General features: G+C 38.9%; 13 protein-coding genes. 4 read left to right on the top strand and 9 right to left on the bottom strand.

Going from position 1 to position 14360, the window contains the following annotated elements; genetic code table 11:
* Positions 1-12 precede the first annotated feature (12 nt).
* The 4 genes from FJ218_00865 to FJ218_00850 are packed head-to-tail and all read left to right on the top strand — an operon-like array spanning position 13 to position 3749.
* Positions 13-2112 (top strand): hypothetical protein, encoded by a 2100-nt coding sequence (locus FJ218_00865; GenBank protein ID MBM4165472.1) that lies wholly within the window; start codon positions 13-15, stop codon positions 2110-2112.
* A 3-nt stretch (positions 2113-2115) separates the two neighbouring features.
* Positions 2116-2766 (top strand): hypothetical protein, encoded by a 651-nt coding sequence (locus tag FJ218_00860; GenBank protein ID MBM4165471.1) that lies wholly within the window; start codon positions 2116-2118, stop codon positions 2764-2766.
* Between the two features lie 55 nt (positions 2767-2821).
* Entirely contained in the window at positions 2822-3157 is a 336-nt protein-coding gene (locus FJ218_00855) for a DUF2200 domain-containing protein (GenBank protein MBM4165470.1), read from the top strand.
* A 34-nt stretch (positions 3158-3191) separates the two neighbouring features.
* Positions 3192-3749 (top strand): DUF4256 domain-containing protein, encoded by a 558-nt coding sequence (locus tag FJ218_00850; protein ID MBM4165469.1) that lies wholly within the window; start codon positions 3192-3194, stop codon positions 3747-3749.
* Between the two features lie 25 nt (positions 3750-3774).
* Here the strand turns inward: FJ218_00850 and uvrA are convergent, their stop codons facing one another.
* The 9 genes from uvrA to nth form a co-directional block, all read right to left on the bottom strand.
* The gene (gene uvrA, locus FJ218_00845) at positions 3775-6771 is read right to left on the bottom strand and encodes an excinuclease ABC subunit A (GenBank protein MBM4165468.1); all 2997 of its coding nucleotides are present in this window, start codon (positions 6769-6771) and stop codon (positions 3775-3777) included.
* Between the two features lie 10 nt (positions 6772-6781).
* Complete coding sequence (locus FJ218_00840; GenBank protein MBM4165467.1) at positions 6782-7951, bottom strand: glycosyltransferase family 4 protein; 1170 nt, start codon at positions 7949-7951, stop codon at positions 6782-6784.
* Between the two features lie 16 nt (positions 7952-7967).
* Positions 7968-8876, bottom strand: a complete 909-nt coding sequence (locus FJ218_00835) for a DUF58 domain-containing protein (GenBank protein ID MBM4165466.1) — start codon at positions 8874-8876, stop codon at positions 7968-7970.
* Positions 8873-9409: an outer membrane protein assembly factor BamD gene (gene bamD, locus FJ218_00830; protein ID MBM4165465.1), complete on the bottom strand. Its 537-nt coding sequence runs from the start codon at positions 9407-9409 to the stop codon at positions 8873-8875. The genes FJ218_00835 and bamD overlap by 4 nt, the downstream gene beginning before the upstream one ends.
* A 49-nt stretch (positions 9410-9458) precedes the next feature.
* Complete coding sequence (locus FJ218_00825) at positions 9459-10796, bottom strand: RsmB/NOP family class I SAM-dependent RNA methyltransferase (GenBank protein MBM4165464.1); 1338 nt, start codon at positions 10794-10796, stop codon at positions 9459-9461.
* A gap of 2 nt (positions 10797-10798) precedes the next feature.
* Positions 10799-11734 (bottom strand): peptidase T, encoded by a 936-nt coding sequence (locus FJ218_00820; GenBank protein MBM4165463.1) that lies wholly within the window; start codon positions 11732-11734, stop codon positions 10799-10801.
* Positions 11735-11942: 208 nt separating this feature from the next.
* Positions 11943-12791, bottom strand: coding sequence for a zinc metalloprotease HtpX (gene htpX / locus FJ218_00815; GenBank protein ID MBM4165462.1), 849 nt, complete (start codon positions 12789-12791; stop codon positions 11943-11945).
* A gap of 57 nt (positions 12792-12848) precedes the next feature.
* Positions 12849-13583, bottom strand: a complete 735-nt coding sequence (gene bshB1, locus FJ218_00810) for a bacillithiol biosynthesis deacetylase BshB1 (protein ID MBM4165461.1) — start codon at positions 13581-13583, stop codon at positions 12849-12851.
* A 115-nt stretch (positions 13584-13698) separates the two neighbouring features.
* On the bottom strand, positions 13699-14340 hold the full coding sequence (gene nth / locus FJ218_00805; GenBank protein MBM4165460.1) for an endonuclease III: 642 nt from the start codon (positions 14338-14340) through the stop codon (positions 13699-13701).
* Positions 14341-14360 lie beyond the last annotated feature (20 nt).

Below are 14360 nucleotides of genomic sequence, written 5' to 3'. Positions count from 1 at the left end.
AAGTTTTTAAGTATGCCTTTAATGACAAAAATTCGCGATAGAATGACTACCGCTTTTGCCGTTTTTGCCGGTATTTTTATTATTTATATTGTTCTTGATTGGGGAATGGACATTACGGGACGCAAAGGTCGAAGCGGAAAGTACAGTGCGTTAGTAACGATTAACGATACGGAGATTTCGTATGAAGAATTCGCTGCAAAGCTGAACCAAGCAATTGAACAGCAGAAGCAACAAAACGAAGGAAAAGAACTCGATGAAAGCCAAGTAGAAAATGTACGCGAGCAATTGTTTAATAGCGTCGTGAACGAAGAACTACTCAAACAAGAAGCAGAACGTATTGGACTTTCAGTGAATGACGACGAAATCAGAGAATGGGTATTTGGAAATAATCCTCCGCAATTTCTTACGCAACAATTTATTGATTCTACTGGAAATTTAAACCGTGACCAATATGAAACTGCATTAAAAGACCCTCGAAATAAAACAATCATAATGCAAGTGGAACAAACACTACGACAAATGCGGCTGCAGGAAAAAGTGCAAAGCGCATTGATGTCATCTATTTTTGTTTCCGAAGGAGAAGTTGTTCAAAAATTTTCCGAGCAGAATATTCATCTTGATGCGGAATATATTTTGTTTGACCCAAATGTGCTGGTAAAAGATAGTATTGCAGTTAGCGACGATGACGTTCAAACGTTTTTTCGGGAACACAGTGATGAATACCGACAAGAGCCATCTCGTCGGTTAGCATATGTTCTTTTTAAAGAAGAGCCGACTCTTGAAGATACGAATGCAGTGTTGAGAGATTTTGAAGATATAAAACGAAAAGCAAACAACGGAGAAGATTTTATCGAATTACAGAAACACTATTCTGACGTTCCCGTATCCGATGTTTTTTTTAAACACGGTGAACTTAGTAAAGACCGTGAAGATGCAATTTTCAGTGCAGCAATTGGCGATGTCGTTGGTCCCATAAAAGATTTCGATGGATTTCATCTTATCAAAATTGTAGAAGAAAAAAATGATACGACAGAATTTATCCGCGCAAGTCATATCCTTCTCAAATTCGGTGAAGATTCACTTGCAACTAAAAAACTTGCTCAAGAGGTGTATCAGCGTGCAAAGAAAGGTGAAGATTTTGCAAAACTTGCTTCGCAATATTCAGCTGATGGTTCAGCAAGTAGCGGCGGTGATTTAGGATGGTTCGGAAAAGGAAGAATGGTAAAACCATTTGAAGACGCAGCGTTCAAGGCAAAACGGAATGAAATTGTCGGTCCTGTTCGCACACAATTCGGTTTGCATATCATCAAAGTAACCGGCAATGATAACAGAGCATTAAAAATTTCTGACATCGTGATGAAAATTGAACCGAGCGCAAAAACCAGAAATGACGTAGAGAAAGAAGTGCAAAACTTTCACAAAAGTGCTTTGGAAATAGGTTTTGACAGCGTCGCAAAAATGATGAACAGAGAAGTTCGTAAAACTGCTTCCTTCAATAAGAAAAGTACATTTGTTCCCGGTATTGGACAACATTCGAGATTAGTGCGATTCGCATTCGAGAATGATTCTACAGTTATTTCTGATATTATTTCAACGCAACAAGGAAACGGTGTTTTCAAGGTTATAGATATTCGCGAAGAAGGAACAAAACCGTTCAATGAAATTGAAGCAAGTTTAAAAGCGCGAACATTACGTGCGAAAAAGATGGAACGATTGAAACCTACGGTAGAACAATTTCGCGCAAAACTTTCAGCAGGAGATTCATTAGGAAAATTGAAAACGTTTGATACAACGCTCAATGTACTCAAAGCAAATGCGTTCACACTCAACGGTTCGGTTACGGGCATCGGGCGCGATTTGTATTTTCTCGGAGCAGTTTCACCAATGAACAAAGGAGATATTTCTTCTATCGTTGAAAGTCCCAACCGTGGATTTTTTATTATTCACGTTCTCAACAGAACTCCGTTTGATTCCGCATCGTTCGCTGCAGAAAAAGAAACTCTGCGAAAGCAATTATATGATTCTAAGCGTAGCAAATTTATGAACGAATGGCTTCAAAATCTGAAAACGGAAGCGACTATTATTGATAACAGAGATACATTTTTCCGTTAATCAATGAAAAAAATTCTTGCAGTTCTTTTTACTGCAACATTACTGAATTTCTTACGAAGTGAAGCACAAACAATTACTGTTTGTGCTTTTTCTTCTTATACAAACGAGGCAAAGTTCTATCCGTCAATCCCGTTTGATGATGCAACATTCCGCACGTTTGAAAACATTGTAGGTTTTGGAATAGACGCACGAAAGAATTTCATCGATAAAAATTTTATTGCCGGAATAACTATTGAGCACCTTGTTCTTGAAAAAAAATATTCATTATCTTCGTACACCATTCGCGACGGATTTACGATAGTTCCAATCGAATTTAGCAGTTATTTTTCTATTCCCATCAGTAGCGAAAAATTTTTCTGGAATGTCGGCGGCGGCGTTGGAGTTTATTGGGGAAAAAGAAATTTCAGCGTCAACGACTTTCCGTCAGTACGTTCATCTTCCATCGGAATCGGAATTCACGTTACGAACAGCGTAGAATATTTTTTTACCGAGATGATTGGGGTTCGTTCCGAAATTAAATTCCGCGATGCACAATTTGAAGCAATAAATACGTTTTCCACTTCTCCATCCTCAGATTTTCCTGCTGGAAAATACATATCAGATATTCACGTAGATGGCATTACGTTATCGAGTGGATTTGTTGTACGATGGTAATTCGCTTTCATTGGAATTCTGATTGTTGAAATAGGTTTTAGGTTTTAGGTTTTAGATTTTTTGGTACGTGCAAAACATTTTTCCACTGATTGAAAATTTTCCTAAGGAGAAAAAAGGACGCAAAAAAGCAGAGTTTGATGACGTTCTCTTCTGGCTTACGGGATATAACAAGCAAATGCTGCAACAGGTAATAAACAAGAAAACTGATTTGGAAAAATTTTTTGCTCAGGCTCCGCAAATTCATCCCAATGTTCCAAAAATAACAGGTGTAATTTGTGGCTATCGAGTGGAAGAAACCGAAGACAAACTGATGCGACTAATTCGCTCTATGGATAAACTGGTGGATGAACTTGCAAAAGGAAGAGCAATGGAAAAGATTTTAAGGAAGTAAGGAGAATCGGTTAATAAGAAACAACACCATTAGAATGAAAAAACAATTATCTGCAAAACAATGCGAGGAACTCCTCAATACATTGAAATCCCGTTTTGAGAAAAATATAAACCGCCATAAAGGAATTGAATGGAATAAAGTTGAAGCAAAATTAGAAGCGAATCCCGAAAAACTGTGGTCGCTGAATGAAATGGAAAGAACCGGCGGCGAACCCGATGTTATTGGTTATGACAAAAAAACAGATGAGTATATTTTGTGCGATTGTTCTTCGGAAAGTCCGAAAGAACGAAGAAGTCTTTGCTACGACCGAGAAGCGTTGGAATCAAGAAAGGAACATAAACCCAAAAATAATGTGACGGATATGGCTGCTGCAATGGGGATTGAAATTTTCACAGAAGTACAATACCGCGTATTGCAAACACTTGGATCGTTCGATACAAAAACTTCGAGTTGGGTGAAAACACCTGCCAATATCAGAGAACTCGGTGGCGCACTATTCTGCGACCGTCGCTACGATACAGTCTTTGTATATCACAACGGCGCGGAATCGTATTATGCTTCGAGAGGATTTCGCGGTTCGATACGAATATAATTTGTTCTGTATGTATGAATGTTTATCAGTTCAATTCCTCTTTCAAAAACTTTCCCGTATAACTTTCTTTCACAGTTATAATTTCTTCGGGAGTTCCTTTGGCTATAATTCTTCCTCCACCATTGCCTCCTTCGGGACCTAAATCAATAATATAATCGGCGGTTTTTATGACATCGAGATTGTGTTCGATGACGATAATCGTGTTTCCTTTATCCACAAGTTTATTCAAAACGGAAAGCAGAACGCGAATATCTTCAAAGTGTAATCCCGTTGTTGGTTCGTCGAGAATGTACAACGTTTTTCCCGTTCCGATTTTGGAAAGTTCGGAAGAAAGTTTTACACGTTGCGCTTCACCGCCGGAAAGTGTTGTTGCTTGCTGTCCCAAACGAATATAGCCAAGTCCAACATTGTCGAGCGTTTGTAATTTGCGTTTCATCGGCAAATGTTCATCGAAAAACGCAAGCGCATCTTCCACTGTCATTTCCAGAACTTCGGCGATGGATTTACTTTTGTAAAGAACTTCGAGCGTTTCTCTGTTGTAGCGTTTGCCGTTGCAGACTTCACAGGTAACATATACATCAGGAAGAAAATTCATTTCAATTTTTTTAATGCCATCTCCTTCACAGTTTTCACATCGTCCACCTTTCACGTTGAAACTAAACCTTCCGGGTTTGTATCCGCGAATTTTCGATTCGGGAAGTTGAGCAAATAAATCGCGAATGAATGTGAACAATCCCGTGTATGTTGCAGGATTGGAGCGCGGCGTTCTTCCGATTGGCGATTGGTCAATTTCAATTACTTTATCAATGTTATCAATTCCGGAAACTTTTTTATACGGAAGCGGAACTTCTTTCGATTGATAAATCTCGCGTGATAAAATTCTGAACAACGTTTCGGAAACAAGCGTAGATTTTCCGGAACCGCTGACTCCTGTTACACATATAAATGTTCCCAAAGGAAATCTTACATCAATCTTTTTCAAATTGTTTCCAGAACATTCTTTTAACGAAAAAAATTTTCCGTTTCCTTTGCGTCGCACTTTTGGAACGTCAATGAGTCGGGAGTTTGCTAAATATTCAAACGTTAGAGAGTGATGGTTTGTTGCTTGTGGCTTGTGGTTTATGGATGGAGAATCGAAATCTGTAAATCGTACATCGTAAGTTGTTTCTCTGCTTTCTACTCTCTGCACTCTACTTGAAACTTGTAACTCGTAACTCGCAACTTGTAACGCATTTGGTTTTCCGAGTGCAACAATTTTCCCTCCGTGTTCGCCCGCGCCGGGGCCTAAATCAATAATGTAATCCGCGCGTTCCATAATCTCTTTATCGTGTTCTACTACGATGATCGTATTACCTAATTCGCACAATGATTGCAACGATTGAATCAATTGTAAATTGTCGCGTTGATGCAAACCGATACTCGGTTCATCGAGGACATAGAGCACTCCACGCAATTGCGCTCCGATTTGCGTTGCAAGACGAATACGCTGCGATTCACCGCCGGAAAGTGTTCGAGCTGTTCTATCGAGTGAAAGATAATTGAGACCAAGATTGAGCAAAAAATCCAAACGCTCATTGATTTCTTTCAACAGTAATTCTGCAATCAATTTTTTACGCTTGGAAAGTTGAAGCGTTCGCAATAATTCTCTTGCATCGCTGAGAGAAATTTTTACAACATCGTCAATGGTATATCGCTGTTCAGTTTTCACATCAACGAGTTTTATTGCAAGACTTTCTCCTTTCAACCGTCCGCCGTTACATTCGCTGCACATCGTTGTTTGCATATACGCTTCAGCACGTTCGCGCATTCGAATAGTTGGAGAATTTGAATATTGATGTTTGAGAATGGTAAAAATTCCATCAAAGCGATGTGAGTATGTTACTTGTCTTCCCGAAGAAAATACGTACGGAACTTCAAACTTCTCTTTTGAGCCGAAGAATACAACTTCGCGGCACTTACTCAATATTTTATGCAACGGCGTATCGAAAGTGAAACCATAATGGGCAACCACCGCTTTTAATTGACTGAAAATCCACGTTGAGCGCGGCTTTCCGAATGGAGCAATTCCACCTTCATTGATAGAACGTTTGACGTTTGGAATAATCAACCGTTCATCAAAATCCTTATGCTCCCCAAGTCCATCGCACGAAGCACATGCGCCGTACGGTGAATTAAACGAAAATGTATTCGGGGCAGGTTCTTCGTAACTTTTTCCACACGTTGCACACGAAAGCAGTTTCGAGAACAGCATATCGAGGCCGTGAACTTCTGCAAAGAGTATCCCTTCGCCGATTCGTAATGCAAGTTCAACTGCATCAGCGATACGAGAACGAATATCGTATTTCATGACAATTCTATCAATCACAACTTCGATGTTATGAATTTTGTATCGGTCAACTTGTAAAACTTTTTCGAGTTCACGAATTTCGCCGTCAACACGAATACGTGCAAATCCGTTTTTCGTCAAACTTTCAAACAATTCCCGATAATGTCCTTTTCTTCCGCGAACAACAGGCGCAAGAATTGTCAATTTTGTTCCTACATTGTGCTGCATCAACTTATCAATAATTTCATCGGACGTTTGTTTTGAAACTTCTTTATCGCAGTTCACACAAAATTGCGTCCCTGCGCGAGCAAACAACACACGAAGAAAATCGTAAATCCCAGTAACAGTTCCAACAGTTGAACGTGGGTTCTGACTAACTATTTTTTGCTCAATCGCAATTGATGGTGATAAACCTTGAATATCATCAACATCAGGTCGCTCAAATGTTCCGAGAAATTGACGCGCATAAGCGGAAAGCGTTTCGACATAACGACGTTGTCCTTCTGCATAAATTGTATCAAACGCGAGTGATGATTTTCCGGAACCGGAAAGCCCTGTAATTACTGTAAGTTGATTGCGCGGAATTGCGACATCTATGTTTTTTAAGTTATGAACACGCGCACCTTTGACGAGAATGGTTTCATTGCGTTCGATGTTTGAAGGTTCAAGTGTTGAGGGTAGAAATTGGAGATTCACGACTCACGACTCACGGTTTACGATACACGTTGATTGTTTTCTCTGCAATCATTTCCCACGAACATTCATTGGTTACTTTATGAAAAGCATTTTTTTCAAACATTTCTTTTTTTTCTTTTGAAAAAATTATTTCCTGCAATGCAGAAATAAATTGTTCCGTGTTTCCATATTCTATTAATTTCCCATTGATATTATTTTCAATCAGTTCAGCAAATCCACCAACGTCTGTCGCAATTACTGCTTTCTTAAAACTCATCGCAGTAAATAACGCACCGCTTTGATAAATATGCTCATAGGGAAAAACAACGACATCTGCAGAGGCGTAATATATAGGAATTTGATTCGGAGTTACGTACTGAAACGGAGCAAGAATATTGGTTTCAGGAATAGATAAACGGGAAATAGATTTTTTCACATCCAGAACATAATCCGATTTTCCCATTCCGGCAAGCACGAGTATCGAATTGGGATGCAATTGGAGAAACCGAGAAAATGTTTCCAATAAAAAATCAATTCCTTTGTACGCACGCAAAAAACCCTGAAACAGAATAACGTTCATCCGTACATCAATATTGAGTTTCTGCTTTGATTGTGTTTGAGAAAGTCGTATAAAGTCGTGAAAAATTGGACCGTGTGGAATGATTTCGACGTTTGTCGTTGCCAGTGAAAATTCGTTGCTCAATATCGTTTTGCTATACGTATTCATTACCGTTATGGTATGAAACGTTGAATAAATCTTTTGCAGTTCTTTTTTAAATTGATACGGTGTTGAATGAGGAAATACATTGTGAGCCGTAAAAACAAGTCGAATGTCAAAATTTTTCAAGAGCGAATATACATATCGCTCTACATACAACATCGGAGGAGGAGAGAACCACTGAATATGTACAACATCGCTCCGCAAACATTTTATGAAGTAGAAAAAAAAATCTATCGTCAATAACTCAAGGTATTTGAAGAATTTTCCAAATGACGACTCGCCGAATAATGCTCGAGAAAATCTTGTTAGTTTCCGAACGCGAAACGCAGTATGCGAAAAATAATCTTTTAAAAATTTCGGTTCACGCGTCCATAGTTCTACATCCATTCCTGCACGTTGTAGCGCAGAACACAAATAGTAATCGTAATAAGGACCTTGACACAATGGGTCAACTACGACAACTTTTAAACGTTTACTCAAAGTATTTTAAAAAAAATTATAGGAGACGCTGACGTTTGTGAAGATATTCGAGAAGTGCAGTATCAAACGGTGTCGCGGTATCGAGCAATACATAGTCAATCATATTTTCCCTACATTCTTTTCTATAGAAAGCAATAAAATCGTTCAACGCTTCTTGATATGCTTTGCGAATATGATGCGGTCGCGTAATCATTTCTTCCCTTGTTTCCATATCTTTGAACAGTGCATCATTTTCAAACGAAAATGTTCGTTCCATCGGATTAAGAATATGGAAAAGTATGACTTCATTTTTTTTGTGACGAAAATGTTTTAACGCGGAAAGAACGTCATTCGATACATCGAATAAATCGCTAAAGATGATAACAAGACCACGACGTTTTATTTGTTCAGCAATGCTATGCAACGATTTCGCTGTGTTCGTTCTATTACTCGGTTGAAGTCGGGAAAGCGCTTTAAATATTTCTACAAGAAAAACAGATGTTGCATGCGGGGGTAATGTAGTGCGAATAGTTTCATCAAAAATCGTAAGACCTACTGCATCCTGCTGACGAACCATTAAATATGCAAGTGCGCTCGCTAGAAATGAAACATACTCGAGTTTCGTAATTCTGTTATCTCCTCGAAATGCCATCGATGAACTCGCATCAACAATCAGATACGATTTTAAATTCGTTTCTTCTTCATATTGTTTCACGTAATACCTATCTGTTTTTCCGAATACTTTCCAATCAATATTTCTGATTTCGTCGCCGGGCATATATTGACGATGTTCAGCAAATTCAACACTAAATCCGTGATACGGTGAATGATGAAGTCCAGTAATAAATCCTTCAACAACAAGTCGAGCGCGAAGTTCCATATTCGAAATTTTAGAAAGAACGTTCGGGTCAAAGTATTTCCGATAATCGGAATGGGATTGCGTCATTCCTTTGTTGGTTCCGTTTTTTGTTGCACAACAAACGGTTCTTTTTTTGTTGTATCAAGGAGTTGAGAACGGAAAATATCGTTGACATCTTTCCCGAGATTTTTCAGTTCAAACTCGGCAGATTTTGCCATTTCAGAATTTGGAAAACGCAAGAGAAATTCTTCATACGCAATTCTCGCGCTGTCGGTTTGTTTCAATTCATTGTTGAAAATAAATCCTATCATAAAATACACACTCGCATTTTTTCCCGATTCAGGAAATAATTGAATGTATTTTCTCGATTCCTGAATTGCTAACGCGGGATTCTGCAATTCGGTTTGATATAACGAAATCAACGCATACTGCGATTTTTCTGCATATTCTCCGTTCGGTTTTTTATCGACGATCTCTTTCAGAGTCTCCACCGCTTCATTATATCTTTTTTCGCTAAGCATTTGTTGCACTTGTTGAAACATTTCTGCATCGTTAATACTACAAGAAACTATAGTTAGCGAAAAAAAGACGACGACAAATATGTAATGGAGTTTTTTCATACTAGAAGATTAGTTTTAGTTCTTTAATTATGGAAAATGTTTTCGTTGATCATTCTTCAACTTTCTTCAGTACGGCGCCAAAGAAACCATCGGTACCGTGAAGATGAGGTAAACACTGGAAATATTTTTTCCCTTCCGTTAATGGTTTCAAAAATTTTTCTGACCATGTTGAAACAGAAACGCTCTGAAAATTCTTATTCAATCGTAAAAAATTTTCTACAATATTTTCATTTTCTTCTTTCAAAAGTGAACACGTTGAATAAATCAAACGACCTCCGCTTTTAACATACGAAGAATAAAAGTTCAGAAGGTTTTGTTGTTCTCCGCAATATGTACGAATCATTTCTTCATTCAACAGAGTTTTCAAAAATGGGTCTCGACGAATTCTTCCTGTTCCGGAACATGGGACATCAACCAGCACTGCATCTGCACTTGAAATTTGAGGTTTTCGTTTCAACTGCTCAACAGTACTAAACTTCAGTATTGTTGCACCCGCACGCAGTCGGCGTTTTTTCAATCGCGCTATTTTAGTCTTGGAAATATCTACTGCTAAAACTCTTCCATTATTTCTCATCCCCATCACCATCGCAAGAGATTTTCCACCTGCTCCGGAGCAAGCGTCAATAATCAGTTCGTGCGGTTGAGCGTTCACAAGTGCGCTAATCAATTGACTGCCTTCATCCTGAATTTCAAACCATCCTTTTTTGAACAAACTGATTTCAAAAATATTTAATCGCTTCGTGAACGTTAATCCGTACGGAGAATATTTCGTTTCCGTCGTTTGAATTCCTTCCTCCAGTAATTTTTGTTTACACTCTTCGCGAGAGCATTTGATTGTATTAATACGAATGGTTATTGGCGCTTGCGTATTGAGCGAATATAACAATTGCCGAATTTGTTCGTTTCCATATTGCAGAAAAAATTTTTCCACTAACCATGGCGGAAACGAATATTCCATTCCAAGCATTTCCGTAACAGAAACATCGCTGTGTTCATTCAAGAAATCGAGAGAGACCGTGTCGAGAAATTCTCCGAGTGGCTTTTGAGGAGAGAACGAATTCCATACATCGGCAAATTCGGTTATTAATTTTTCACGCGAAGTTGAAGTGAAAAGCGCTTGATACAGGATATAATATGCGATAAAACGCTGCTCGTGTGTTGTATAAATTTCACGCTCTACAACAGAAGCAAGAAACGATTCCAACATCTTGAGATTACGAATAATTCCATAAACACAATCAGAAATTGCAGCACGGTCGTGCGAACCAAGATACTTTCGTTGATGGAAAAAATTTCCAACGACTTTGTCTGCCGGAAACGCATTGGAGAATAACTGATGGAGCAATTCATTGGTATGTCTTGCAAGAAATTTAAGATGTTGAGACACAACTACACTTCAATTATTGGTTTTTTCATTCCTGCTGTAATATACCCACGCGCCATTCTCGGCGTATTAAAAGCGATCCCAATTTCACCGTAGATATTTAACGTTATTGCTCCTCCGTACCCACTTGCTTTTTTCTGCAAAAGTTCGATTCCTTTTTCTGCGGCAACATTTCCGTTTCCATTACTTTGTTCCATAATATCAATAATCGTTTTCGCCATCACTACTTTTATCATCGCTTCTCCCCAACCAGTTGTCGAAACTCCACCAATATCATTATCCGCATAGGTTCCGCAACCAATAAGCGGCGAATCACCAACTCGACCGGGATATTTATTCGGGGTGCCGCCCGTAGAAGTTCCAGCACAAATATTCCTGTTGCAATCCATTGCGACAACTCCAACTGTTCCCGATGGAATATTTTTTTTCTTTTGTGAACGAAATACATCTTTTGTCGAAGAAAGCGGCTCTTTTTGTAATTCCAACCACCGTTGCAATTCACGTCCGATTAATAAATCTTCCATTGCGCACGGTGTTATGCCGTGCTCTTTCGCAAATCGAATTGCACCAATGCCAACAAGCAAAATATGTTCGCTCTTGTCCATAATCATTCGCGCAAGCGAAATTGGATTGCGAATATTTTTTACCGCGGCAACAGCACCAGCGCGAAACGTTTTCCCATTCATTATACTTGCATCAAGCTCAATTTCACCGAGCGCATTAAGAAACGAACCCTTTCCTGCATCAAACGTCGGATTGTCTTCCATATTTGTAATCGTTTTTTCCACTGCATCTACCGACGAGCCGCCGTTCTTTAAAATTTTCCATCCAATGTGCAACGCTTTTCGGATACCCACGAAATGCGCTTCTACTAAATCATCGGGAATATCCCACGCACCTCCGTGAAGAACTAGTGCAGGATAATTTGATTTTCTTTTCATAAAATTTGGATGCAAAATTTACTAAAAATGAATGATGTGCAAAAGAGATTCCGATTGAACAACTGAATATGAAATATGATGGAACTGCTGTTTTTTTTCTCCAATGATATTCTTCAATAACTGTTGTTTTCATTGCAACAATAAAAGAATGGCGATAGAAATTTTTCCCATCGCCATAAATTTTCAGATAACGATTAACGAATAATTTTTAACGAACTCCCATCGCTTCCAATCGAGCAATACGCTCTTCCATTGGCGGATGAGTGGAAAACAGTTTCATAAAACTTTGCGCGCCGGAAAGCGGAGAAACGATGAACAGATGCGCTGTTGACGGTGTTGCATTCATCGGAATAAGTTGCGACTTTGCATCGAGTTTTCGTAATGCATTAGAAAGATAAAACGGATTTCCGGAAAGTTGCGCTCCACCTTCATCGGCAAGAAATTCTCTCGAACGCGAAATTGCCATTTGAATTAACATTGCGGCAATCGGTGCAAGTATCAACATCAATATCGAACCAATTGGACTTCCTACTTCTCTATCGTCGCGTCTACCCCCGCCAAAAATCATTGCCCATTGCGCCATATTTGCAAGCATTGATATTGCTCCGGCAACAGTTGCAGCAATTGTTCCAATTAAAATATCGCGATGAATAATATGCGCAAGTTCGTGCCCGAGAACGCCTTTCAATTCTTCGTTGCTGAGTGTGTTCATTATTCCTCTTGTTACTGCAACTGCTGCGTGTTGCGGATTTCTTCCTGTTGCAAATGCGTTCGGTTGTTCGGAATCAATAATGTAAACGCGCGGCATTGGAATATTCGCTTTCATTGTCATTTCTTGCAACATTGAAAATAATTTCGGATTTTCCTCACGTTGAATTTCTTTCGCACGGTACATCATCAGCACAATTTTATCGCTGAAAAAGTACGAGCCGAAATTCATTACGATTGCAAACATAAATGCGAGCATCATTCCGCCTTGTCCTCCCAATGCGTTTCCGACAAGAATGAAAAGTACGGTGAGTAATGCCATTAAAAAAGTTGTTTTGAGTGTATTCATAAATATTTGAGAATGTTATTAAACTTGTAATTTTATTTTGTGCAAATAGAACATTCATTACCCCACAAAAAGTTTCAGTGAAAATAAATCATCAACGCCAAGCGGTTGATGATAATAAAATGGTTCGCCATACTTCACACCGATTTGACTTCCATAAAACTTTGCTCGTATTTCCAATAGTTCTTTGAACGTTGGCTTGCTTAATAAAGTTTGCGGTTCGTTCGATTTATACGTTTTGCTGTGAACTTGTGATTCAAACGCTTCAATCGCTTTCACACGAATTTCATACACATCAGAAATATCAACAATAAATGTTGGTTGAAATTCGTAACGCAACATAAATTGAAAATATGTATCGGGACGAAATGGTTCTTGAGTTTTTCCATTTTCCTTTGTGATAATATTTTTTAAGCCGGAATAAAACCACGATTCTTTCGCTAACTGATGTGCGTGTTCGTGGTCGGGATGTCGCTCGTGGTACGGAGGAATAAGCAAAATCTTCGGACGATATTTGCGAATTACAGAAATTACTTTCAGAATATTTTTTTGATTCACTTCGAAACTTCCGTCGGCGAGTTTCAAGTTTTCCCGAAATGCAACGCCAAGAATTTTTCCCGCATTTGTTGCTTCACTATTGCGAATGTTTTTATTACCGCGCGTTCCGAGTTCTCCTTGCGTTAAGTCGAGAATGCCGACATTCTTTTTTTGCTTTACTAATTTTGCAATCGTTCCGCAGCACGAAAATTCAATATCGTCGGGATGTGCGCCGATTGCGAGTACGTCAATTGCCATTTTAGATTTTAGAATTTAGATTTAAGATTCGGGTTCAAGGATTCAAGTGGTCGAGGATTCGAGTAATATAATTTAAATTCACTTGACCGCTTGAATCCTCGAGTCCTTAACTATTTTAAGAAAATTTATTTACACTCGGACAAACATCATTCAACACGCAAGCATTACATTTTGGTTTTCTTGCATCGCACGTTTTTCTTCCGTGGAGAATGAGCCAATGCGAAAACATAATCCAATGTTTCTTCGGAATAAGTTTCATTAAATCTTCTTCGATTTTTTCTGCGTTGGTTTGTTTAGTAAAACCAAGTCGCTGCGATAAACGCGAAACGTGTGTATCAACAACTATTCCCGTTGCGATATTGAATGCAGTTCCCAGCACGACGTTTGCAGTTTTTCTTCCAACGCCGGGAAGCGAAGTCAATTCTTCGACTGTGTTCGGAATGTTGCCGTGAAATTTTTTGAGCAATGTTTTTGAAGACGCGATAATTGCTTTTGCTTTGTTCTTGTAAAATCCCGTTGAGTAAATTTCTTTTTCCAATTCGCTTTGATTCGCCGAAGCAAAATCTTTCACCGTTTTGTATTTCTCGAACAACGACGGCGTTACCATATTCACCCGCGCATCGGTGCATTGCGCAGAAAGAATTGTCGAAACCAAAAGTTGATGCGGCGTTTCGTGTTCCAATGCGCATTTCGCATCGGGAAATTCTTTTTGGAGACGAGAAATTATTGTGCTCACTATTTTCGATTTGTCTTTCATTTACGCTAAACTTTCAAAAA

Source organism: Ignavibacteria bacterium (assembly GCA_016873775.1).
GTDB lineage: Bacteria > Bacteroidota > Ignavibacteria > UBA10030 > F1-140-MAGs086 > JAGXRH01.
This window is presented reverse-complemented; position numbering and strand designations above follow the sequence as displayed.